Annotated in this window: 18 protein-coding genes; 6 read left to right on the top strand and 12 right to left on the bottom strand. The window is 72.0% G+C overall.

Annotated elements, in window-relative coordinates:
• From ABZ016_RS41355 to ABZ016_RS41365, 3 genes are all read right to left on the bottom strand, one after another.
• Window positions 1–1,370, bottom strand: a 1,370-nt coding sequence (locus tag ABZ016_RS41355) for a hydrolase (protein ID WP_356921943.1), incomplete at its 3' end; no start/stop codon positions are given.
• Between the two features lie 310 nt (window positions 1,371–1,680).
• Entirely contained in the window at window positions 1,681–2,058 is a 378-nt protein-coding gene (locus tag ABZ016_RS41360) for a toxin Doc (RefSeq protein WP_356921944.1), read from the bottom strand.
• Window positions 2,059–2,061: 3 nt separating this feature from the next.
• The gene (locus ABZ016_RS41365) at window positions 2,062–2,307 is read right to left on the bottom strand and encodes a hypothetical protein (protein WP_003994883.1); all 246 of its coding nucleotides are present in this window, start codon (window positions 2,305–2,307) and stop codon (window positions 2,062–2,064) included.
• A 186-nt stretch (window positions 2,308–2,493) separates the two neighbouring features.
• Here ABZ016_RS41365 and sigJ point away from each other — a divergent pair, with 186 nt between their 5' ends.
• Both sigJ and ABZ016_RS41375 read left to right on the top strand, forming a co-directional pair.
• The gene (sigJ, locus tag ABZ016_RS41370) at window positions 2,494–3,426 is read left to right on the top strand and encodes an RNA polymerase sigma factor SigJ (RefSeq protein ID WP_356921945.1); all 933 of its coding nucleotides are present in this window, start codon (window positions 2,494–2,496) and stop codon (window positions 3,424–3,426) included.
• Window positions 3,423–4,937: a cytochrome bc complex cytochrome b subunit gene (locus tag ABZ016_RS41375; RefSeq protein WP_356921946.1), complete on the top strand. Its 1,515-nt coding sequence runs from the start codon at window positions 3,423–3,425 to the stop codon at window positions 4,935–4,937. Before sigJ ends, ABZ016_RS41375 begins: the two co-directional genes overlap by 4 nt.
• Here the strand turns inward: ABZ016_RS41375 and ABZ016_RS41380 are convergent.
• From ABZ016_RS41380 to ABZ016_RS41390, 3 genes are all read right to left on the bottom strand, one after another.
• Window positions 4,897–5,688 (bottom strand): alpha/beta hydrolase, encoded by a 792-nt coding sequence (locus tag ABZ016_RS41380; RefSeq protein ID WP_356921947.1) that lies wholly within the window; start codon window positions 5,686–5,688, stop codon window positions 4,897–4,899. The two genes, ABZ016_RS41375 and ABZ016_RS41380, sit on opposite strands and share 41 nt — an antisense overlap.
• Window positions 5,689–5,765: 77 nt before the next feature.
• Window positions 5,766–8,009, bottom strand: a complete 2,244-nt coding sequence (locus ABZ016_RS41385; protein ID WP_356921948.1) for a glycoside hydrolase family 9 protein — start codon at window positions 8,007–8,009, stop codon at window positions 5,766–5,768.
• Window positions 8,010–8,164: 155 nt separating this feature from the next.
• Window positions 8,165–11,260 (bottom strand): glycoside hydrolase family 2 TIM barrel-domain containing protein, encoded by a 3,096-nt coding sequence (locus ABZ016_RS41390; protein ID WP_356921949.1) that lies wholly within the window; start codon window positions 11,258–11,260, stop codon window positions 8,165–8,167.
• 257 nt (window positions 11,261–11,517) lie between these two features.
• Here ABZ016_RS41390 and ABZ016_RS41395 point away from each other — a divergent pair, with 257 nt between their 5' ends.
• Both ABZ016_RS41395 and ABZ016_RS41400 read left to right on the top strand, forming a co-directional pair.
• Window positions 11,518–13,902 carry a SpoIIE family protein phosphatase gene (locus ABZ016_RS41395; RefSeq protein WP_356921950.1) on the top strand — a complete coding sequence of 795 codons (2,385 nt, stop codon included), beginning with the start codon at window positions 11,518–11,520 and terminating at the stop codon, window positions 13,900–13,902.
• A 148-nt stretch (window positions 13,903–14,050) separates the two neighbouring features.
• The gene (locus tag ABZ016_RS41400; protein ID WP_356921965.1) at window positions 14,051–15,307 is read left to right on the top strand and encodes an SLC13 family permease; all 1,257 of its coding nucleotides are present in this window, start codon (window positions 14,051–14,053) and stop codon (window positions 15,305–15,307) included.
• Between the two features lie 38 nt (window positions 15,308–15,345).
• Here the strand turns inward: ABZ016_RS41400 and ABZ016_RS41405 are convergent, their stop codons facing one another.
• Both ABZ016_RS41405 and ABZ016_RS41410 read right to left on the bottom strand, forming a co-directional pair.
• Window positions 15,346–17,442 (bottom strand): ricin-type beta-trefoil lectin domain protein, encoded by a 2,097-nt coding sequence (locus ABZ016_RS41405; RefSeq protein ID WP_356921951.1) that lies wholly within the window; start codon window positions 17,440–17,442, stop codon window positions 15,346–15,348.
• 196 nt (window positions 17,443–17,638) lie between these two features.
• Window positions 17,639–18,658, bottom strand: a complete 1,020-nt coding sequence (locus tag ABZ016_RS41410) for a helix-turn-helix domain-containing protein (RefSeq protein ID WP_356921952.1) — start codon at window positions 18,656–18,658, stop codon at window positions 17,639–17,641.
• Window positions 18,659–18,723: 65 nt separating this feature from the next.
• Between ABZ016_RS41410 and ABZ016_RS41415 the strand changes: the two genes are divergently transcribed.
• Window positions 18,724–19,563 (top strand): phytanoyl-CoA dioxygenase family protein, encoded by an 840-nt coding sequence (locus ABZ016_RS41415; protein WP_356921953.1) that lies wholly within the window; start codon window positions 18,724–18,726, stop codon window positions 19,561–19,563.
• Window positions 19,564–19,583: 20 nt separating this feature from the next.
• Here ABZ016_RS41415 and ABZ016_RS41420 read toward each other — a convergent pair whose 3' ends face one another.
• From ABZ016_RS41420 to ABZ016_RS41435, 4 genes are all read right to left on the bottom strand, one after another.
• Window positions 19,584–20,552 carry an aldo/keto reductase gene (locus ABZ016_RS41420; RefSeq protein WP_356921954.1) on the bottom strand — a complete coding sequence of 323 codons (969 nt, stop codon included), beginning with the start codon at window positions 20,550–20,552 and terminating at the stop codon, window positions 19,584–19,586.
• A gap of 86 nt (window positions 20,553–20,638) precedes the next feature.
• Window positions 20,639–21,175, bottom strand: a complete 537-nt coding sequence (locus tag ABZ016_RS41425; RefSeq protein ID WP_356921955.1) for a flavoprotein — start codon at window positions 21,173–21,175, stop codon at window positions 20,639–20,641.
• A gap of 48 nt (window positions 21,176–21,223) precedes the next feature.
• Window positions 21,224–21,424, bottom strand: a complete 201-nt coding sequence (locus ABZ016_RS41430) for a ferredoxin (protein ID WP_003994870.1) — start codon at window positions 21,422–21,424, stop codon at window positions 21,224–21,226.
• A 13-nt stretch (window positions 21,425–21,437) separates the two neighbouring features.
• Window positions 21,438–22,634, bottom strand: a complete 1,197-nt coding sequence (locus ABZ016_RS41435; RefSeq protein ID WP_356921956.1) for a cytochrome P450 — start codon at window positions 22,632–22,634, stop codon at window positions 21,438–21,440.
• 351 nt (window positions 22,635–22,985) lie between these two features.
• Here ABZ016_RS41435 and ABZ016_RS41440 point away from each other — a divergent pair, with 351 nt between their 5' ends.
• Complete coding sequence (locus ABZ016_RS41440; protein WP_356921957.1) at window positions 22,986–23,618, top strand: LysE family transporter; 633 nt, start codon at window positions 22,986–22,988, stop codon at window positions 23,616–23,618.
• Window positions 23,619–23,676 lie beyond the last annotated feature (58 nt).

Genomic DNA, 23,676 nt, shown 5'->3' on the forward strand with positions numbered 1-23,676 from the left:
CGAGTCCGACAGCCGCTACACCAACCTGTGCCTGGACACCGGTCACGTGGCGTACGGCGGCGGGGACAACCTCGACCTGATCCGCCGGTTCGGTGCACCGTCGAGCACTCCGCCAGCTTCGTCCCGGAGCCCTCCTTCGGCAGGTCCCGGATGTCGAGACACAGGTCGGCGCCGGCGTTGCGCAGCCGCGTCACGCCCGGCGCCGTGGGCAGCTTGGCTGTGCCGGGCGGCGTCCTGGATTCCGTACCGCCCTCGCTGGCGGCGCTGTTGGAGCCGGCCGGGTCGGCCTGCCCGCCGTCGTACGAGGACGCGCTGATGATGAGCACCGTCGCCAGCACCCCGGCCGACACCGCGCCGACACCCGAGAGCAGCGCCCGGGAGGAGCGCAGCGCGTCGGGGATCCGTGTGCCCGCGACCCGGCGTGCGGGCACGGGGATCCTGGACAGCAGACGGTGGCGTCCGACGGTCAGCCGCCCGTCGCCCCGTCGCCCGCCACCGCGCCGGCCGGAGCGCCCGCTCCGGCTTCCGTGCGAGGCCCGGCCCGGACGCGAGTCCAGGTAGCGGCGCGAGCCCCAGCCGAGCACGGCCTCGGCGATCAGAGGGCCCAGTGAGCCCTCGAAATGGCTCAGTTGTTCGGCCGCGTTCCGGCAGTAGCGGCACTCCGCCAGGTGCTCCTGGACATCGGGCAGCAGTGCGCCGCCCCGGCGGATCGGCACGTCGAGGAGGCGGTTGTAGAACCGGCAATCCTGGGTCGGCGCGAGTTCACTATGGGCACGTACACAACCCTCGCGGAATTTGTCACGCGCCTGTTCGAGCGCGGCCGCCGCGATGTCGGTGTCCATCCCCAGCAGACCGGCGGGGACGGTTAAAGGATCCGCCTCGACCTCGACATGCCACAGCAAACAGCGCGCCGCCGCGGGAAGTGCCTGAAATGCCCGCTCCGCGAGGACGCGATTTTCGGGCGTCATGGACGTCGCCGCGCGCAGCCCGCGCCCGCCGGCGGGTTTCTGCAACGCCGGGAGGACGGCGGATATTCGATCGTCGCCGGACCACTCCCGGATCGTGTCGCGCACGGTCACCAGCAGGGCCGGGCGCAGCGCGACGGCCGACTCGCCGAAGGCGAGGCGGTTGAGGGTCCGATGGAAGGCGGTCCCGGTGGCCATCGCGGCGACCTGCGCCGACGAGGCCAGGCAGATGACCGCGTAGTCGTGCACCGGCTGCCAGTGCCGCGCCATCAGCAGGGCGGTCGAATGGGCGGCGACCTCGCCCTTCGGGGTGCCTCTGAGTGGGGCGGCCAGGGATTCGTCGGAGTCCCCGGGATCCCCGCCGGGCGGGGGATACGGGGGACGAGGGGGGTGGGGGGTGGGCACTGAGGTGGTTCCTTCCCACGCGCATGTGACACACGGAAGTCCTGACGCCGAAAAAGGGAGCCCGGTTGGTGCGTACCTCTTTTGGCGCGGCGCGGGAGGTGCGAATTCACCGACGGCGAATCGGACCCGGTCAACAAAACACGTGCGACACCCGGCCATTCCCCCCGCACGTGTGTTTCACTCTTGCACAACCCCCACACGACCAACAAGGCGCCTGTGCAACATCCAGCCCATTGACAGAAAGTCAGAAAGGGGAACAGGCGGCCGACCCTCGCACCGGTTTTCGACATTTCGCTGCATCGCGCGTCCCTCAGATCTGCCAGGAACGCAACCGGTCCGCGGCTCCGTAGACGTCGGCCGTACCGGACATCAGGTCACGGGCGAGGTCGACGAGGGCCCCGTAGGGCGGGTCGATACCGACGCCGCTGACGAACATGTACGCCACGGCGGTCGCACAGGCGAAGCGGGCGTTGGCCGAGGGAAGCGGCCGCAGCACGGCGAGGGTGTGCAGCAGCGCGGCGGCGCGCCAGGCCGCGTCGGAGTCGATCCCGAGACGCGGCGGGTCGACGCGATGCCGGGCGACGGCGGCGACCAGCGCGGAGAAGTCGTTGACGGTGGGCTGGTCCGGCAGGACCTCTTCGTGCCGCTGGAGCAGCCAGGGCACGTCGATATGGAGGACGGGTGCCATCGCTCAGGCGGCCCGCCCTTCACCCTTGCTGGGCGGTTCGTCGTCGGGAAAGGCGGCGGCGAACTCGTCGGCGTGGGTCGCGAAGAACCGGCGGAACGCCTCCGCGCCCTCCTGCAGAGCACGGTGGCGGGCTATGTCGGCCGCGGCGGCCTCGCGCACGAGCGCCTTCATGGACGTACCGCGCTCCTTGGCGATCTGCCGCAGGTCCTCAAGTTCGCGGTCGCTGAACTCCACGTTGAGAGCTGGCATGCCTTCACGGTACCGCTCGGGTACTGACTCGTAAATACGGCCAGGTCAGAGGCACTCTCAAGGGGTACCGACGCGGGTGTCCCGCCGGTGATTCGCTGAGACCTGCGTCACACCGCACCGCTTGATGTCACATTCCGGGCCCCGGCGCGGCTCGCAGTGGTGAGCGCGTCTCCGGGAGGCCCACGCATGACCGAGATTTCCGTACCCGGCACCACTGCCCCGCTCGACGAGGCGACCGGGGTGTTCGTCGACCATCGCGAGCTGCTGTTCGGCGTCGTCTACAACATGCTCGGCAGCATCGCCGACACCGAGGACGTCCTGCAGGAGACATGGCTCTCCTGGACGGCTCGCGGCGGAGGCGCGCCCCTGGCCGGCGTCGACAGTCCCCGGGCCTACCTCGTCCGGGTGGCAGTCAACCACGCGCTGCGCCGGCGGGCCGCGGTCAGCCGCAGGCGGGAGACGTACGTCGGCCCGTGGCTGCCCGAGCCGCTGGTCGCCGACGAGGCGGCGGACACCGCCGACGGACCGGTGCTGCGCTCGGAGTCGGTGTCGCTGGCGATGCTGGTGGTCCTGGAGTCGCTGACCCCGCTGGAACGCGCGGTGTTCGTCCTGGGGGAGGTGTTCGGCTACCCGCACGCCGAGATCGCCGAGGTCATCGACCGCTCCCCCGCCGCCGTACGGCAGCTGGCGCACCGGGCCCGGGAACACGTGCACGCGCGGCGGCCGCGGTACGAGGCACATCCGCGGGTGCGGCGGGAGGCGACCGAGCGGTTCGTGCGGGCGGCGCTCGGCGGGGACATCGCCGAGCTGATGGAGGTCCTCGCTCCGGACGTCACGGCCTGGACGGACGCCGGCGGCAAGCGCAGGCCGACGGCCCTGCGCCCGGTGCACGGCCGGGACAAGGTGGCCCGTCTGATCACTCAGGGGCGGGGCGGCCCGGGCGATCCCGTCTGGCGCTACCGGCGGGTCAACGGCGACGACGCGGCGGTGCTGTTCGACGGCGACGCCCCGTACGCCGTCCTGGTCCTGGACCTCACCCCCGACGGCGACCGGGTGCGCGGCATCTACGTCGTGGCCAACCCGGACAAGCTGGCGCACGTGCCCCAGGGGACGGCGTGAACTCCGGAGGCGAGCGTCTGGCGGACTGGTTCGACAGGCGGCTCGGCATCCACACGCTCGGCAGGAAGTACCTGCGCAAGGTGTTCCCGGACCACTGGTCCTTCCTGCTGGGCGAGATCTGCCTGTACAGCTTCGTGGTGCTGGTCCTCACCGGCGTGTACCTGACGCTCTTCTTCCACCCGTCGATGAACGAGGTGACCTACCAAGGCGGTTACACCGCGCTGAACGGCGTGCGCATGTCCGAGGCGTACGCGTCGACGCTGGACATCAGTTTCGACGTGCGCGGCGGTCTGCTGATCCGGCAGCTGCACCACTGGGCGGCGCTGGTGTTCGTCGCCGGGATGCTGACGCACATGATGCGGCACTTCTTCACGGGCTCGTTCCGCAAACCCCGGGAGGTCAACTGGCTGTTCGGCTGGCTGCTGCTCTTCCTCGGGCTGTTCGAGGGCCTGTTCGGCTACTCGCTGCCCGACGACCTCCTGTCGGGCACGGGCCTGAGATTCGTCCACGGCGCACTGCTGTCGGTGCCGATCGTGGGCACGTATCTGGCGATGTTCCTGTTCGGCGGCGAGTTTCCGGGCCACGACATCGTGGCGCGCTTCTACTCGTTGCACGTGCTGCTGATCCCCGGGGTCATGGCCGCGCTGATCGTGGCCCACCTGCTGCTGGTCGTGTACCACAAGCACACCCAGTTCGCGGGCCCCGGGCGCAGCGAACGCAATGTCGTGGGCGCGCCGTTCATGCCGGTGTACCTGGCGAAGGCGGGCGGCTTCTTCTTCCTGGTGTCCGGGGTGCTGGCGCTGATGGCCGCGGTGGCGACGATCAACCCGGTGTGGTCGTACGGGCCCTACCGAGCCGACCAGGTGTCCACGGGCGCCCAGCCCGACTGGTACCTCGGCTTCGCCGAGGGCCTGGTGCGGATCATGCCGGGCTGGGAGATCACGCTGTGGGGCCACACGCTGGTGCTGGGCGTGCTGATCCCGATCGTGGTGTTCCCGCTGCTGCTGCTCTTCATCGGCGTGTACCCGGTCCTGGAGGCCAGGTTCACCGATGACCGGCAGGAGCACCATCTGCTGGACCGGCCGCGCGACCGGCCGGTCCGCACGGCGATCGGGGCGGCCTGGATCAGCCTCTACCTGGTGCTGCTGGCGGGCGGCGGCAACGACATCGTGGCGACCCGCTTCCATCTGTCGATCAACGCGGTGACCTGGACGGTGCGGGTCGCGATGTTCGTCGTTCCCGCGGCCGTCTTCGTCGTCACCCGGCGGATCTGCCTGGGGTTGCGGCTGCGCGACCGGGAGCTGGTGCTGCACGGCCGCGAGACCGGCGTGATCAAGCGGCTGCCGCACGGCGGGTACGTCGAGGTGCACGCGCCGCTGGACCAGGCCCGGCTGCACACCCTGACGGCGCACGAACGGCCCGGGAGACCGGTCGCGCACGAGCCGCCGCGCCGGGCCGTGGCCGGGCCGCTCAGGACTGGGCGCGACAGAACTCCCGGACCGTCCGGTTGAACGTTTCCGGCGCCTCGACGTTGCTGAGGTGCCCGACACCGGGGAGCACCACCAGCGTGGCCCGCGGAATCGCTTCGAGGAGCGGACGGGCCACCTGCTCCACCGGAGAGCGCATGTCGAGTTCTCCCCACAGCAGGAGCGTCGGCACCTCGATCCCGGGCAGCAGGTCGCGCAGGTCGGCCTCCGCCATGATGGTGAGTTCGGTCCGCATGCTCAGGCGGCGGGTGTCCGCCGACATCAGGGACAGCGTGCGGACGGCCTCGGCGGGTGGCCGGCCGGCGAACAGCGCGGGCATGGTGGGCGCGAACTCCTCGTCCGGGACGTCGAGCATCCGCTCCGCCCCCTCGACCCGCGCCCGTACCTCCGCGGCGGACAGCGAGCCCTTCCAGCCGGCGTAGGTGCCGACGAGGACCAGGGTCCTGACGAGTCCGGCGTGGTGCCGGTAGAGCTCCAGCACGACGGTCCCGCCCCAGCCCGTGCCCACCACATGGGCCGGGCCGAGACCGGCGTCCTCGACGACCGCCGCCAGACAGCGGGCGTAGTCCGCGAGGACGAAGGAGGGCCGCACGTCGGAGGACCGGCCGGAGCCCGGCTCGTCCCAGGCGATCACGGTGAACTCGTCGGCCAGCTCCGCGACCTGCGCACGCCACAGGCGGGCGTCCGTCATGGCACCGTGCACGAGCACCAGGGGCGGGCCCTGACCCACCCGGTCGTAGGCGACCTCGATGCCGCCCACCCGCACCGCGTGCATGACCCCAGGCTACGCGCGGGTGCCGGAGGCGTCCTGTCGGCGGCCTCCTCCGGCACCCTGGCGCGGGGGTCCGGCCGCTAGCCCTGGTCCGCCACGAAGGAGGCCATGCGGGTCAGGGCGGCGTTCCAGTTGATCGTGTGCTCGTTGGTCGACCAGGACTGGATGTCGTCTATGTAGCAGAACTGGCCGACACAGCCCTGGAGTTTGCTCTGTGCGTAGGGGTCCTGGATGCTCGAGTTGGGTCCGCCGGCGAGGGTGCCCCGCGGCGGGTTCGGCAGGTTGGGGTCGAGCTGGCGGGCGTACCAGCGGCTGTGCTGGTTGTGGGAGCTGACCTCTCCGTAGCCGGTGACGTAGGAGATGTTCAGCGCGTTGCGGCCCAGGATGTAGTCCATGCTCTGGAGCGCTCCGTCCCGGTACTTCGAGGCACCGGTGATGTCGTAGGCGGTGGCGAGGACGACGGCGTTGTTGAGGACCTGGTGGCTGGAGCCCCAGTCGTACGTGTTGCCGTCCGGCGCGTACGGCATGCCGTAGGGCTGGGCCTTCAGGGTGGCCAGGTAGCGGTCGGCGCCCTGGACCACGGACCGGCGCACCTCGTCCCGGCCGGGCAGCTTGTTCGGCACCGTCGCGAGGTCGAGGCGGCCCGCGGCACCCGTGCGGGCCCAGTCGAAGCCGACGGGCTTGAAGAGGTCGGCCGTGTGGACCGGGGACTTCCGGACGTACTCCTCGAACTGCTTCTCCCCGGTGGTGAGGTACAGCTCGGCCGCGGCCCAGTAGAAGTCGTCGGTGACGTCGGTGTCGGCGTAGGCGCCGCCGCCGATGCCGTCGCTCTCGGAGGCGTAGCGGTCGGGGTGGGCGAGCGCGGCCGACCAGGCCTTGCGGGCGGCGGCCAGTGACGTGTCGGCGAAGGCCCTGTCGTAGGAGCGGTAGAGACGGGCCGCCTGTGCGGCCGTGGCCGCGAGGTTCAGGGTGGCGGCGGTGGACGGCGGATGCAGTTCGCGCTTCTGCGGGTCGTCGCCGGGCAGCAGCGGCAGGCCGGTCCACTGCTCGTCGTGCATCTTGTGGTGGGCCATGCCGGCCAGCGGCTTGCCGTCGGGCACCTGCATCCTCAGCAGGAACTCCAGCTCCCAGCGGGCCTCGTCGAGGATGTCCGGGACCTTGTTTCCGCTCTCGGGGATGGCGAGGGTGCGGTCGCCGAGCCTGCCGGCGTCGCCGGTGCGGGCGTGCAGCGCGCGTTCGTAGGTGCTCAGCACCTCCCAGGTGGAGATGCCTCCGTTGACGACGTACTTGCCGTGGTCGCCGGCGTCGTACCAGCCGCCGCTGACGTCCAGGGAGTAGTCGCAGACACCCGGCTGGCAGGGCACGTCCGTGTCGCCCCTGTTGGGCGCCACGCCCACGTGTCCGGCCTGACGGCCGTAGCCGGGCCGCAGGTCGTCGCGTATCGCGATGCCGCTGCGCTGGGTGTAGTAGTACTTCGCCGAGTCGAGGCGGAGACGCTCGTAGGCACTCGCGTCGATGTCGAACGGGCGGCTGGTCTCGCCGTCGGCGACCAGGGTGAAGCCGGTGCCCTTGGTGCGGTACGCGCCGAAGTCGATCGAGTGGACGTTCTGCCCGGACGAGGCGTCCACGCCCCGGGGCAGGGTCGCGCCCCGGGCCACCACCGTGCCGCGTGCGTTCTTCAGCTCCCAGGGCAGTTTTGCCGTGGCGTCGGTGACCAGGGTGGCGTTCTTCGGCCCGGCGGGCAGATAGGCGACCTGGTTGACGCGCACCCGGGGGCCGGTGTCGGGCTTGTGCGGCTCCGGCGCCACCCCGCCGAGCAGCGAGACGTCGTCCGTGCAGAAGCGCCAGGGTTCAGCGCTGCCGCCGAGCTGGAAGCCGACCTGACCCTGTGGGGTGTCCACGGGCGAGGTGAAGGTGTAGGAGTAGGTGTCCCCGGAGACGCTGAGCTGCGGGGTCACCTCGTAGTAGGTGTCGTACGGCGACACCGACAGGCCCACGATCGCCCGCACCACGTGCCCGGCGGGTGTCCCGGTCGCGTGGAAGGAGAAGCGGTACGACTCCCCCTTCACCAAGGTGATGTCGTTCTGCCCGACGGAGGCGTCCCAGCGGTTGGTGGTGCCGCCCGGGACGTCGGCGCAGAGCCGGCCGTCGGACAGTCCCATGGTGACGTTGCTGGTCGCCCACCAGGGGTCGGTGGTGGTGTCGAAGGTGCCGTTCCTGACCTGCTCGACCTCTTCGGCCCCGGCCGGTGCGGAGGGCAGCGCGGTGAGCGCGGTCGCGAGGAGGGCCGTCAGGGACAGCAGGGCGGTTCTGCGTCGTTTCACGTCTGGGCTCCTCTGGGGAGGGGCGGATGGCGCTGGACATGGGAGCGCTCCCAGATGCGTACGCGGGCCATGGTTGTGGCTGATGTGACACGGCGTCAACGGTCCGGACGGGACTGGCTGTCCGCCGCCCGTCCGGACCGTCGCGCGGAGCGGGTTCAGACGGCCGGCAGCTCCAGCCGGCTGATGCGGAGCGCGCCCCTCGCCTCGTCGGGGTGGCGGCTCGTCATCGTGAGCCGGATCCGGGAGCCGCGGACGGCCCTGAAGGTGATCACCGTCGGGGTGTCGGAGGCGGTGGCCCAGTCGATCGCGGTGTCCCGCACGGCCCGCCACTCCCGGCCGTCCCACACCGCCACCTCGATCGCCGCAGGCAGGCTGTGCGTCCCGTCCACGGTGAAGGAGACGTCGGCCCGGTCGAAGCCGCGGGTGCGCCCGTGGTCGACCGAGACCCAGTCCTCGGCACGGGCGCCGTCGAAGGCCGGCAGCAGGGCCGTGGCCTGCTTGAGGAAGCCGTTGGACCAGCCGGTTGCCGGGTCGCCGTCGAGCATGGCGGCGGGCAGCGAGTCCGGGCGGCCGGAGTAACTGGCGTCCGCGTGCGGGTGGTCGACGGGTGCCGGCTGCTCCGGCGCGAAGACGGGCGTAGCCGTCGCGGCCCGGTCCCCCGCCCTGGTGGCCCGTACGGTCGCCGTGCCGGTGCGCAGGCCGTCGGCGCGGGCGGTCACCTTCACCACGCCCGCCTTCGTGCCGGACCGGACGATGGCGAGGGCCTTGCCGTGGAAGGCGGTGCGGGTGCTCGCCTGGTAGCGCTCGGCGCTCTCCTGGCGGCCGTTGTCGAGCCCGGCGAGGGAGCCGCCCGCCACCTCGAAGGAGAGCAGGTGTTCCGCGTCGGGCACCACGACCCCGCGCCGGTCGACCACCTCGGCGGTCACGAAGACCAGCGAACGCCCGTCGGCGGCGAGGGACTCGCGGTCCGGGGTCAGCCGGATCGCGTGCGGGGCGCCGGCGGTGCGCAGCACATCGGTGGCGACGACCCTGCCGCCCCGCCGCGCGACGGCCTTCAGCTCGCCCGGCTCGAAGGGCACCTTCCAGGTCAGATGGAGCTTGCCCGCGCTGCCGTTCGGGCTGGTGTAGCTGCCGGGGTAGGGGCCGTCGGTGAAGGTCTTGTCGTCGCCGGTCGCCTCGGTCGTCTCCAGGTACGTGCGGCCGTCGACGGTCTTCTTGGTGTCGAACCGCCGTACGCCCAGGGACTTCCCGTTGAGGAACAGCTCGACGGTGTCGACGTTGGCGTAGGCCCAGACCTCGACCGTGTCGCCCTCGGTGTGGTTCCAGGTCATCGGCAGCAGGTGGACCATCGGCTCGCCGGTCCACTGGCTCCGGAAGAGGTAGTACATGTCCTTCGGGAAACCCGCGGTGTCGACCGCTCCGAAGAAGGACGCCTTCACCGGGAAGACGTCGTACGGCGTGGGCTCCCCGATGTAGTCGATGCCCGACCACAGGAACTGCCCGGCGAACCACTTGCGGTCCCGGTCCTTCTTGTGGCCGTACTCGCCGCTCATGGTCCAGGAGGCGAGGTTGTTGTCGTAGGAGGAGGTCGCGCGCTTGCCCGGCGTGTGGTTCTCGCCGGTGTTGAGGTGCTCCGGCTCCTGGTACGCGCCGCGGCTCGAGGTCTCCGAGGAGGACTCCGACTCGAACAGGAACAGTTTCGGGTAGCGGGCGTGCAGCGCGTCCACCGACTTGGCGGTGTTGTAGTTGAGGCCGAGACCGTCGATCTTGGCGAGGATCAGGTCGGCCGGGGAGCCCGGGGCGGGCACGCTGCGGTGCCGGTGGGAGCCGATCACGACCGGGCGGGTGTCGTCGTGGGCCCTGACGGCGGCGATGAGCCGATCGGCCATGGCGAGACCGGCCGTGGAGGTGAACTCGGAGATCTCGTTGCCGATCGACCACAGCAGGACGGCGGGCGAGTTGCGGGCGGCCAGGACCATCTCCGCGACGTCCTTGTCCGCCCACTCGTCGAAGAAGCGGCCGTAGTCGTACCGCGTCTTGGGGCTTTTCCAGCAGTCGAAGGCCTCCACGAGCATGACGATCCCGAGTTCCTCGCAGACCTCGATCATCTCCGGCGAGGGCGGGTTGTGGGAGGTGCGGAAGGCGTTGACGCCCATCGACCGCATGATGCGCATCTGCCGGCGAACGGCGTCCTTGCTGACGGCGGCACCGAGTGCGCCGAGGTCGTGGTGGAGGTCGACGCCCTTCAGCTTGTGGTGGACGCCGTTGAGGAAAAAGCCCTCGTCGGGGTCGAAGCGGAAGGTACGGAAGCCGAAGACCGTCCGGTGGGTGTCGGTGGTCCTGCCGCCGACGCGCAGTTCGGTGTGCAGGCTGTAGCGGTGCGGGGCCTCGATGTCCCACAGCTCGGGGCGCCGGACGACCAGTTCATGGGTCTCGGTCGTCTCGCCGGTGACGGCGACCGTGGAGGAGGTGCGGGCGACCGTACGGCCCTTCGGGTCGACGATCCGGGAGACGATCTCGACGTCGGCGCCGGTGCCCGAGGCGTCGACGACCGACGTCTCCACGCGTACGGCGGCCCGCTCGGCGGAGATCTCGGGCGTGGTGACGCGGGTGCCCCAGCGGGCCACGTGCACCGGCTCGGTGATCACCAGGCGGGCCTCGCGGTAGATGCCGCTGCCCGAGTACCAGCGGCTGCTGGGGAGCCGGTTCTGGACCTTGACCGCGATCACGTTCGGTGTGGTGCCGTCGGTGTGCACCAGGTCGGTCAGGTCGAAGGCGAAGCCGGTGTAGCCGTAGGGGTGGCGGCCGGCCTCCTCACCGTTGCAGTAGACGTGGGAGTCCATGTAGACGCCGTCGAACTCGACCGAGATCCGCTTGCCGGCGAGGTCGGGCGGCAGGGTGAAGGCCAGGCGGTACCAGCCGAGGCCGCCGGGGAGGAATCCGGTGCCGCTGGTGGTGCCGTGCTCGGTGGTGGGGGCCTGCTCGATGCTCCAGTCGTGCGGGACGGCGACCTCACGCCACCGGGAGTCGTCGTACCCGGGACGCGCCGCGTCGGCATACGCGCCGGTCGGGTCGGTGATCCCGCCCGGATTGACCAGCGCGAAGCGCCAGCCGTCGCGCAGCGCGAGGGTGCGGCGGCCGGGCGCAGCGCGCGCTTCCTCTGCGGCCCACGTCTGCGGCGCGGCCGCCAGCGCTCCCACCGTGGGCGCTGCCGCGGACGCGAGCAAGACCGATCTGCGAGTGACCGACATGACGGCTCTCCCTCATTAAGGCCCAGAAGTACTCACAACTGATCGCGAACAAACAGATTCTGTCGAGGTGTCACACAGGCCCGTCAAGGGTGCGGCAGCGTCCTTCTGGCCCGGGCGTCACATCGGCCGGTTCCGTACCTTGACCGTCCGGTGCCGGGTGACGCCGGGGTTACCGGTTCGCGCCGGGCGCCTACGGACTAGGCTGGAACTCTGGTGGCCTCCCTGATCACTGTGAGTGTCCGTATGGAGTGGCGACGATGAGTCCGGACGAGCCGTTCGACGAGGGCGTGGCCGCCCGTGCCGTCATCGGCGCCGACGGGACGCTCACCGAGTGGAGCGAGGGCGCGCGCCGTCTGCTGGGTCACACGGCGCACGAGGTCGTGGGCCGCCCGGCGACCGAGTTGCTGGCCGACGGTGCGGTTCCGCCGCCCGTGCCGGAGCACGGCCGCTGGAGCGGCGAGCTCACCTTGCGCCACCGCGACGGCCACACGGTCTCCGCGTGGGTGCTCGCCCACCGCAGACCGCCGGACGGGGCGGAGATCGTCGAGTGGGTCGCCGTGTCGCCGCCGGAGGCGGCTGATCAGGAACTGCCGGACGACCCGCTGGTGCGGGCGTCGCTGACGCAGTCACCCTGCGCCACCATGATCTTCGACGACCGGCTGCGGCTGCGCGGTGTCAACGAGGCCATGGCCGACCTCCTCGGACTGCCCGCCGAGCGCCTGCGGGGCCTGACCCCCACCGAGATCGGCAGCCGGCCGCAGAACAGGCAGTTCGAGGAGAACCTGCTCCGGGTGCTGCGCACCGGCCGGCGGCAGGACATGCAGGCCTACATGAAGGCCAGCGGCGAGACCCGGGGCGCACACGCCTGGCTGGCCCGGATCGCACCGCTCACCGACGACTCCGGGCAGGTGCGGGGCGTGTGCGTGACCGCCCACGACTTCAGCGACCAGTACCGGTCCCGGGAGCGACTGCACCTGGTCAACGAGGCGAGCGTGCGCATCGGCACCACCCTCGACGTCACCCGTACGGCTCAGGAACTGGCGGACGTGTGCGTCCCGGCCCTCGCCGACTTCGTCAGCGTCGACCTGCTCGACGCCCGGGAGCACGGCGGCGAGTCCGCCGGCCCGCCGACCGCGCCGGTGAGTCTGCGCCGGGCCGCCCACCAGTCCGTCAACTCGGACAGTCCCCAAGCCGTGGCCAAGCCGGGGCAGGTGGACGTCTACCCCGAGAACTCCCCGCAGGCCGCCTCGCTGATCCTCGGCCACTCCATCGTGGCCTCAGGGCGGGACGGCGACCTCGAGCGGTGGCTCGCCTGGGACCCGGTCCGCTTCCGGCGCGTCCGCGAGTACGGCATACACAGCACGATGTCCGTGCCGCTCCAGGCCAGGGGCACAACGCTCGGGGTCGCGGTCTTCACCCGCTTCCGGCGCCCCGAGGACTTCACCGAGGACGACGTGATGCTGGCCGAGGAGGTCACGGCCCGGGCCGCGGTCTGCATCGACAACGCCCGCCGTTACTCCCGCGAGCGCGAGACGACCCTCACCCTCCAGCGCAGCCTGCTGCCGCGCAGCCTCCCGCGCACCGCCGCGGTGGAGGCGGCCTCCCGCTATCTGCCCGCCACCCGCTCCGGCGTGGGCGGTGACTGGTTCGACGTGATCCCGCTGTCCGGGATGCGGGTCGCCATGGTCGTCGGAGACGTCGTCGGCCACGGCATCCAGGCCTCGGCCACCATGGGCCGGCTGCGCACCGCCGTCCGCACCCTCGCCGACATCGACCTGGCCCCCGACGAACTGCTCACCCACCTCGACGACCTGGTCGTCCGGCTGTCCCAGGAGTCCGGGGTCGACGCCGGCACCGGGGAGGTGGGTGCCACCTGCCTGTACGCGGTGTACGACCCGGTGTCGCGGCGCTGCACCCTGGCCCGGGCCGGGCATCCGCTGCCCCTGCTGGTCCCGCCGGACGGCCCGGCACGGCAGCTCGACCTGCCCTCCGGTCCCCCGCTGGGTGTCGGGGGGCTGCCGTTCGAAGCGGCGGAGGTGGAACTGCGGGAGGGCAGCGTCCTGTCGTTCCACACGGACGGGCTGCTCGCGAGCCGCGAGCGGGACGTCGACGCGAGCCAGCGGATGCTCCGCGAGGCCCTGTCGGCCCCTTCCGACTCCCTGGACGAGATCTGCGATCGCGTGCTGCACACCCTGCTCCCGCCGACCGGCTCCGCCGACGACGTGGCCCTGCTGCTGGCCCGCACCCGTGGACTGCCCGCGTCCCAGGTCGCGACCTGGGACATCCCCGCCGATCCGGCGCTGGTGGCGCCCATCCGCAAGCAGGTCGTCGACCAGCTCGACCAGTGGGGGCTGACCGAGGCCACGTTCACCGCCGAGCTGGTGGTGAGCGAGCTGGTCACCAACGCCATCCGCTACGGTGCCGCGCCCATACGGCTGCGGCTGATCCACGCCGCGTCCACGCTGATCTGTGAGGTGTCCGACACCAACCACACGGCGCCGCACCTGCGCCGGGCCAAGACCTGGGACGAGGGCGGCCGCGGTCTGCTCCTGGTCGCCCAGCTCACCCAGCGCTGGGGCAGCAGACACACCGCCGAGGGCAAGACGATCTGGGCGGAGCTGGAGCTGCTCGACGAGCTCTGACCGGACGCTTCGGAGCGGTGTTCCTCACGGTGCTCGCGGCGGGCAGCGGGCCCTGACGACCGCCCTGGCCACAGGGCCGTGACGGCGCTCTTACCGGCGCCTGGTTTCATGGGCGGGCACGACCTGACACGCCCCGGAGGACCCCGCCCTGAACACCCCGCTCGCCGAAGTCCTGTCCGTGACGCTGCTGGTCGCCGTGCTCGTCTGGGCCGTCGCCCGGCCCCGGGGGCTGCCCGAGGCCGTGCTGGCGGTCCCGGCCGCCGGGCTGGCCGTCGCCGTCGGCGTGATCTCCCCCGACCACGCGTGGCAGGAGATCCAGCGACTGGGGCCGGTGGTCGGTTTCCTCGCCGCGGTCCTGGTGCTCGCGCACTTCTGTGACGTCGAGGGACTGTTCACGGCCTGCGGGGCGTGGATGGCCCGCTGGGCCGCCGGGCGTCCCGGGCGGCTGCTGACGGCGGTGTTCGCGCTGGCCTCTCTCATCACTGCCGTGCTCAGCCTGGACGCCACGGTCGTCCTGCTGACCCCGGTGGTCCTCGCCACGGCCACCCGGATGGGTGTCGCGGCCCGTCCGCACCTCTACGCCTGTGCCCATCTTTCGAACACCGCCTCGCTGCTGCTGCCGGTCTCCAACCTCACCAACCTGCTGGCGTTCGCGGCGAGCGGGCTGAGCTTCACCCGGTTCGCGGCCCTGATGACGCTGCCCTGGCTGGTCGCGATCGGCGCCGAGTACCTGGTGTTCCGGCGCTTCTTCGACGCGGAGCTGACCGCTCCGCTCCCCTCCCCCGCCCCGTCACCGCCTCCCGAGCTGCCACTGTTCGCCCTGGTCACCGTGGCCTGCACACTCGCGGGGTTCGTCGTGGCCTCCGCCCTCGGGATCGCACCGGCGTGGGCCGCGCTGGCCGGAGCGCTGGTACTGGCCGGGCGGGCGCTGCTGCGGCGCCGGGCCACCCCCCTGACCGTGGTGCGGTCCGCGGCGCCGGCCTTCCTGGCGTTCGTGCTCGCGCTCGGCGTCGTCGTGCGTGCGGTGGTCGACCACGGACTCGCCGACGCGCTGCACCGGGTCCTGCCCGACGGCACGGGCCTGCTCACGCTGCTGGGCGTGGCCGCCCTGGCCGCCGTCCTGGCGAACCTCATCAACAACCTGCCCGCCGTGCTCGTGCTGCTGCCGCTGACCGCCGGGGCCGGCCCCGGCGCCGTGCTCGCGGTGCTGCTCGGCGTGAACATCGGCCCCAACCTGACCTACGCCGGATCGCTGGCGACGCTGCTGTGGCGGCGGATCGTGCAGCAGCACGGACACCGGGTCGGACTCGCGGAGTTCACCCGGCTGGGGCTGCTCGCCGTACCGGCGGCGCTGGTGCCGGCCGTGGTGGCGCTGTGGCTGTCGCTGCGCGTCCTCGGGGGCTGAGAGCCGTCCGGGGCCGGCGGCGCCGAGGGCGTGCCCGGTCAGCGACGGCCGCCTCCGCCGTACCCGTAGCCGCCGCCGTAGCCCGGATAGCCATAGCCGTAGCCCGGATAACCGTAGCCGGGGTAGCCGTACCGGCCGTCGCCGTCGCAGGGGTAGCCGTAGCGGTAGCAGGCCGAGTCGGTGGGGTCGGCGCTGGTCGGAGTCGGGTCGGGAGAGGCCGAGGGGGGCGCGGACGGGGTCGGTGTCGGGGTCGGCGAGGGCGTCTTCGTGGGGGGAGGGGTGAGGGTCGGCGTCGGGCGTGGGGCCGGGACGGCGGCTTCCCAGTTGACGACCTCCATCTGGAGGTCGGCCTTGGACGTGTCGATGACCCAGCGCTGGGCCTCGCTGTCGGCGCGGGCCTTGAGGACCAGGGCTCCCGAGCCGTCGGTCGCGGCCGGGGCCAGGGCGAGGTCCTGGTTCGAGCGGGGCACCAGGGCACCCTGGAGGGTGAAGTCGTAGCGGACGTTCTCCGTGTCCGGCCGGGACGCGCCCGTGCAGGGGGCCAGTCGCACCGAGTAGCCGAGACTCGAGTCCAGGCACAGACCGGGGGCGGCACCGTTGCGCAGCAGCCCGTCGGTCTCGTACGTCCACTGCTGGGCGGGGGTCGAGGAGCACGGGGTGAGCTCGGCCTCCGCGTCGTCGACGGCCTTCTTGCCCACGAGGCCGACGCACAGGCCCGAGGCGAGGTTGTGCAGCCGGCCGCGCAGGGCACCCTTCTCGGCTTCGCCCGCCCCGACCCAGGACGGGTCGCGGCTCGGCGCACCCGCGTCGGAGCCGGGCGCCCCGGACGGCCGGCCCGTGCCGCCCGGTGAGGTGCTCTCGCCCGAGTTGCTGATGGACCACAGGACGAGCGGGAGGACGACCAGTCCGCTGACGGTCAGGATGCCCACGGCGAGATTGCGCCGGGCGGCGCGGCGGGCCGCCTTCTGGGCGGATCTGCGGGCCGCTGTGCGGGGACCCGCCGCCCGTCGGCCGGGAGCGCGCCCCTGCTGAGCGGGCGGGGCGTCGGGCGGGGCCGGGAAGCCGTCGTCGGCGTCCACCGGGGCCTGGGACCGCGCTTCCTCTCCGGTCGTGGAGACGGCCGGCGTGACGTCCGTGCCGACGGGGTCGGTGAATGATTCCCCGACCATGCCCGCGAGGGCGACGGGGTCCGGGAAGTCCGCACGCGACGCACCGGCCGGGGCGGTGAAGGCGTCAGCGCCCGTGCCCGCCGGCAGCCCGGCAGCCCCTGCCTGGGGCTCCTCCTCGTCGGTGGTCTGTCCGGCGCCGCGCTCCCGGCTCTCGGCGTACTCCCACCCGCCCCAGCCCAGCACCGCCTCCGCCAGGGCGGCACCGAGCCCGTGGTTGAACCGGTCGAGCTGGTCCGCGGCGGCGCCGCAGTGCCCGCAGCCCTCGATATGCGCGCGTAGATCGGGGTCGATGTCGCGGCCGCCACGCCGGTACGTCACGTCGAGCAGGCGCAGATAGCGACGGCACTCCTCGTCGGGGGCGAGTTCGCGGTGCAGTTGGAGGCACTCCTCGCGCAGCCGGTCACGGGCCCGGTCCAGTTCGACGCGCGCGCCCTCCTCGTCCAGGCCGAGCAACCCGGCGGGCTCGATGAGCGGTTCGGCCTCGACCTCGATGTGCCACAGCAGGCAGCGGGCGGACTGGGGCAGCCGCCGGAAGGCCCCGGACAGCAGGCGCCGGTGCTGTTGCGGCCGCAGCCGGGCGGCCACCCGCTCCCCTTCGCCGGCTCCGGACAGCAGATCCGGGTGGAGCATCTCGCGTCTGTGGTCCGTGGCCCACTCGGCGGTGATGCGCCGTACGGTGACCAGCAGATGAGGCCGCCAGGCGGAGGTCGGGCCGTTCTGGCGCAGGGTCTCGCCGAAGATCCGGGTGAACGCGGCGGTCGTGAGGATCCCGGCGGAACGCGGGCCGTCGGTGCACAGCCGGGCGTAGGCGAAGGCCGCCTCCCAGTGCCGGTCCAGCAGTTCGCCGACGGGGTGAAGCGCGGGGGTCGCCCCCGTCCACTTCCTGAGCTCGGCGCTCAGTTGCTCGTCCGTCGAGCCGAACCCGCGGGCCGAAGCCTGAGAATTCGACCGGCCTGGGTCATTCACGGCTGCATTCCTCTCAAGGACATGGGGAATAAAGTCCATACCAAGGGGTATGCCGGCACGGGGCCTCGCGCACACGAAAGAAAGGCGTGTCGTCCGCACGCCGACAGGGCACACCTTTGCACAGGTCAGCGACAGGGAACAAGAGATCTTGCGGTTTCGTGCTTTGCGTACGTCGCCGACCCTTTTTGACAGAATGTCAATCAGTGAGCGGAAAGGGATTTCCGTCGTCCCCGTCGACCCGTGCAATTGGTTTTGGCGGTACGTTTTCACCCGTTCTCGACACGACCTGGAAACCATTGTCCTGCACGGCGGTCCGGTACGCGCCCGGCGCTGTGCCGTAGCGCTCGCGGAAGACGCGGTTGAAGTGGAAGGGGCTGGCGAAACCCGAGGCCGCGGCCACCCGTTCCACGGCCAGGTCGGTGCCCTCCAGCAGCCGGGCGGCGTGACGCAGCCGTGCCTCGCGCAGGGCGCGCATGGGCGACTGGCCGAGTTGCCGGCTGAACAGGTGGGCGAAGCGGGACGGCGACAGGGCCACTCCCTCGGCGAGCGAGCGGACGGTGTGCGGGGCGCCCGGGTCGGCGTCGATCAGCTCCTGGGCCCGGCGGATCCGTGGGTCCAGGCCGGGGCGGGGCGCCGCGGGACGGGCACCGGCGGTGGTGAGCAGGACCACCTCCTCCAGCGCGCACAGGGCCAGTTCGCGGGCCGCGCTGCCGTGCGCGACGGCGATGTGCCCGTCCGGGGGCGCCGTGTCGGGCGGTGCTCCGGCCCCGGGCCGGCGGGCGTCGGCATGCATCCGCCGGAACGCCGTCTCGACGCGGTCGTGCACTCCGGCCGGGGCGGACGTGACCTCATACATCCCGTCGCCGACGTGGTACGGCCGCAGCCACGCCGCCCACGACGGGCGGGCCTGGCAGTGCGCCCACCAGAACCGCCAGTGCCGGTCGCCGGGCCGGGTCGCGTAGCCGTGCGGTACGCCCGGGGCGAGCACCACCAGACGGCCCGCGCCGGCCGAGGTCTCCGCCCCGCCCTGCCACAGCCTTCCCCGGCCCGAGACGGTCCAGGTGAAGAGCCAACTCGCCGATCCGTGAGGCCGGTTGACGACATAGCCGAGGGGCTGGTCGAAGTGGCCGGCCACCACCAGGCCGGGTGGCGGGGCGGGGGCCCCGACGTCCTCGGGTCCGGCAGTGCCGGGCAATCCGTCAGCACGCACGGGCATCCCCCTCGACCACTCGACGGCCTAGCGTGGCGTACCGGGACCACACCTGACCGAGGAGTGCGCTGATGACAGTCACGGGCAACGGCGCCGCCGGCGCTCCCATCATGGACCCCACGGCGCTCCGCCGGTACCGGGAGGGGTTCGAGGAGGACGGTTTCACGGTCGTCCGCGGACTCTTCGGGACCGACGAGACCGAGCGGCTGTGCGGCGAGTTCGCGGCCCTGCACGCGGGCGGCCGGGTCCCGGGGCACTTCGAGCCACGGGCGTCCGGCCCGGACGCCGATCCGCTGCACGTGTGGCCGCGGGTGATGCATCCGCACGAGATCAGCGACCTCGCCCGCGACGTCCTGCTGGACGCCCGGCTGCGTACGATTCTGGAGGCGCTCCTCGGGGAAGAGGCCCTGGCCGCGCAGAGCATGTTCTACTTCAAGCCGCCGGGGGCCCGGGGCCAGGCGTTGCACCAGGACAACTTCTACCTGCGGGTGGAGCCGGGCACCTGCGTGGCGGCGTGGCTGGCCTGCGACGTGATCGACCGGGAGAACGGCGGCCTGGAAGTCGTGCCGGGCACGCACCGGATGGACGTGTTCTGTCCGGAGGAGGCGGACGCGGGAGTGTCCTTCGCCCGGGAGTACGTTCCCCCGCCGCCGGGTCTGGCTCCGGTGCCGGTGGACATGGAGCCGGGGGACGTCCTGTTCTTCAACGGCAGCCTGGTGCACGGGTCGCAGCCGAACCGTTCGGGCGACCGGTTCCGGCGGTCGTTCATCGGGCACTACGTGGGACGGTCGGCCGAGCGGATCGGGCGGTTCTACCGGACGTTGACGATGAGCGGGGCGCGGGTGTCCCTGCCGGAGAGCGAGGGGGCGGGGCCCTGCGGGACGGAGTTCGCGCCGCACGGGCCCCATTGATCTGTTGTCTGCGGGGCGATTCAGTGACCCGCGACAGGGTGTGCCGTGTAAGGGCTCTCCAGTTCCTCCAGTTCCTTGTCGCTGAGCTGGAGTTCCACAGCTGCCACCGCGTCCTCCAGATGCCGGGGCTTCGACGCTCCGACGACGGGTGCGGTCACCGTGCTCTGGTGGAGCAGCCAGGCCAGGGCCACCTGGGCGCGGGGTACGTCACGGTCGGTGGCGATGCGGGTGACCGCCTCGACGATGGTGCGGTCGCCCTCCTGGTACAGGTTGCTGCCGAAGGTGTCGGTGGCGCTGCGCTCGGTCGTGGTGCCCCAATCACGGGTGAGACGGCCGCGCGCGAGGGGGCTCCAGGGCAGTACGCCGACGCCCTGGTCCGCGCACAGGGGCAGCATCTCGCGCTCCTCCTCGCGGTAGAGGAGGTTGTAGTGGTTCTGCATCGACACGAAGCGCGTCCAGCCGTTGAGCCGCGCGGTGTACTGGGCCTTGGAGAACTGCCACGCGTACATCGAACTCGCCCCGATGTAGCGGACCTTGCCCGCCTTGACGACGTCGTGCAGGGCCTCCATCGTCTCCTCGACCGGGGTGTGCGGGTCGAAGCGGTGGATCTGGTACAGGTCGACGTAGTCGGTGCCGAGGCGGGTGAGGCTCTGGTCGAGCTCGGTCATGATCGCCTTGCGGGAGAGCCCGCCGCCGTTCGGCCCGGGCCGCATCCGGCCGTGCACCTTCGTCGCGAGCACGATGTCGTCGCGGCGGGCGAAGTCGCGCAGGGCCCGGCCGACGATCTCCTCGCTGGTGCCGTCGGAGTAGACGTTCGCCGTGTCGAAGAAGTTGATCCCCGCCTCGACCGCCTGGCGGATCAGCGGCCGTGAGGCCTGCTCGTCGAGGGTCCACTCGTGCCGGCCCCGGTCCGGCAGGCCGTAGGTCATGCACCCCAGACAGATCCGCGAGACGTCCAGGCCCGTCGAACCGAGCTTCACGTACTGCATCGTCGCTGCTCCTGCCTTCGGGAGGGTTGCCAAAGGGAGCGTACGTGCTCGTGCGCACTCGACGGCAGGCCGGGACCGACCGGGCGTCAGTCGCGTTCGAGCAGGTCCAGTGCCCGTTCCCAGCCGAACTCCGGGCGTCCGCCGTCCGCTCCCGGCTCTCCGGTGTACGGCTCCCCGAACCGCACGCCCATGCCCCGCAGCCGTTCGAGGCTGTCCCGGTAGGCGGGGTGGGCGGCCAGGGCGTCGGCCACACAGGCCAGGACGGCGACCGGCACGCCGAGGCCCGCGGCCTCGCAGAGGGTGCCCAGGGCGAGGGTGTCGGCGATCCCGGCCGCCCACTTGTTGACGGTGTTGAAGGTCGCGGGCGCGAGAACCACGGCGTCGGGCGCCGGGAACGGGCGCGGCTCGCCCGGGGTGCGCCAAGCCGACCGGATCGGGCGGCCCGTCTGGGCTTCGATCGCCGCGGTGTCGAAGAAGCCGTTCATGGCGACGGGCGTCGCGAGGACGCCGACCTCCCAGTCCCGCTCCTGCGCGGCGGTGATCAGTTTGCTGACGTCCGCGGCGATGCCGGCGGCGCAGACGACGACGTAGAGGAAGGGTTTCCGGGCGGCCTGTTCGGTCATCCCGGAAACCCTAGCGACTCCTCCGGGCCCGCCGGACGTGAGATCGCGTCAGCTCACGGTCTCCGACACGGTGATGGCGCTCACCGGGCAGGCACGGGCCGCCTCCCGCACCAGCGGGCTGCCGCCGCCGTCCTCCCTGCCCGGCAGCAGGGCGCTGATGCCGTCGTCGTCCTGGGTGAACACGTCCGGCGCGGTCAGGGCGCACTGCCCCGCGCCGATGCATACGTCCTTGTCGATGTCGATATCCATGGGAGGAAGCCTCTTACCAAGTCACGGGGAGTTCCAGCATCCCCTGGATCGTGTCGCCCGGCTTGAAGGGAATCTCCTCGGCCGGGGCCGCCAGGCGCAGGGTGGGCAGCCGGTCGAAGAGGGTGTGCAGGGCGATCTCCATCTCCGCGCGGGCGAGGTTCTGCCCGAGGCACTGGTGGATGCCGAAGCCGAACGCGACGTGGTGCCGGGCGGAGCGGTTGAAGTCGAGCGTGTCCGGGTCGGGGTAGACCGTCTCGTCGCGGTTGATGACGGACGTCGCGAACACCACGCCGTCGCCCTTGCGGATCGTCGTCCCGGCCACCTCGATGTCCTCGACGGCGAGGCGGAGCAGGCCGTCCGCGATCGACAGCATCCGCATCAGTTCCTCGACCGCGGCCGGCATCAGTTCCGGGTCGGCGCGCAGCTCGGCGAGCCGCTCGGGGTGCTGGAGCAGGGTGAAGGTGCCGAGCGAGATCATGTTGGCGGTCGTCTCGTGGCCCGCGACCAGCAGGATGAGCGCCATGGCGATCAGGCCCTCACGGTCCAGCGTGCCGTCGCTCAGCTGCCGCTGGACCAGGTCGTCCAGCAGGCCGGTGCCCGGGTCCGTGCGCTTGCGATCGATCAGTTCGCCGAAGTACTCCTCCAGCCGGTCCCGGGCGTCCATCACGTCGGCGGTCTCCGGGCCGCGCAGCAACCGCCGCGACTGGGTCTCGAAGAAGTCGTGGTCGGTGTAGGGGACGCCGAGCAGGGCGCAGATCACCATGGACGGCACGGGCAGCGCGAAGGCGCTCACCAGGTCGGCGGGCGGGCCCTGGGCGATCATCGCGTCGAGCCGTTCGTCCACGATCTGCTGGATGCGCGGACGGAGTTCGACGGCTCGCTTGAGGGTGAAGTCCCCGACGACCATCCGCCGCTGGGCGCGGTGATCGGGGTCGTCGACACCCAGCAGGGCCGTCCTGCGGTTGCGGATCCCGGCGAATCTGGCGGTGGGGGAAGGGAAGCCGGGCCGGTCGCGGTTGGACGACAGGCGCGGGTCGGCGAGCAGTGCGCGGGCCGTGGCGTGCCCGCTGACCAGCCAGACCTCGCGGCCGTCGAAGAGGGAGATGCGTGTCAGGGGGCGCTCGGTGCGCAGCGGCTCGTAGGCGGCGGGCGGGTGGTAGGGGCAGGTCCGGCTCTGGGGGAAGGCGACGGGTGCGGTCGTGTCCGTCATGAAGACCTCGCAGACGAAGTGTGCTTCGTGCCGATCTTCATTAGATGCCCCAGGCATCTAAGGGACGACGGGAAGTTCGGCCACATTGGTGGTGGCGTGCAGGTTGGCCGAGGAGCGCCGTCTGCCAGTTCGAACGGCGGGGGTGAGCGGCCGTTCTCCCGGGAGGGGCGGGCGGCGTCGCGGGGCGGGCGGGCCGGCAGGGGTCTAAAACCGGTTGCCGGTACGGCGGGGCGGCCCCCAGGATCCAGCCATGCCTACGTTCGATGGTCTCCTGCCGCTGTCCGCCGCCGCTTCCGCAGCGCGCCGACAGCAGCAGTCCGGCCGCCGTGGAGGGCCGACGCCGCCGCGCGCATGACGGCCGCGCTCGTCGCGGGGCTGCTCGCCGGGTACGGCATCGCCGTCCCGGTCGGCGCGGTCGGGACGTACCTCGTCTCCCTCACCGCCCGTACGTCCCTTCGCACCGGTGTCTGTGCGGCGCTGGGCGTCGCCACCGCCGACGGGCTGTACGCCCTCGCGGCCACGCTCGGGGGGACGGCCCTGGCCGGTGCGCTGCGGCCGGTGCTCGGACCGCTGCGCTGGGTCTGTGTGCTGGTGCTGCTCGGGCCGGCGGCGTGGGGCGCCGCCGGCGCGGTGCGCGAGTACCGCGGCCACCGGCTCGCCACACGCACGTCCACCGCTCCCCCGGGTCCCGGCCGGGCCTGCCTGGGGCTGCTCGGCATCACGCTGCTCAACCCCACCACCGTGATCTACTTCGCCGCGCTGGTGCTCGGCACCCGGGCCACGGGCCCGGCCGGTGCCCTGGAACAGGGTGTGTTCGTCGTGGCCGCGTTCGCCGCGTCCGCGAGCTGGCAGGTCCTGCTCGCCGGGAGCGGTGCGCTGCTGGGCCGGGCGCTGACCGGTCGCGGGGGACGGCTGGCGACGGCACTGGTGGCGAGCGGGGTGATGACGGTGCTGGCCGTGCGGATGGCGGTGGCACCGGGGTGAAGGTGCGCCGCCGGATGATTACCGGGGGTACGGGTGTTGAAGGATGTGCCAGTCAGTT

The organism is Streptomyces sp. NPDC006372, assembly GCF_040612515.1.
In the GTDB taxonomy this organism is placed as follows: Bacteria; Actinomycetota; Actinomycetes; order Streptomycetales; family Streptomycetaceae; genus Streptomyces.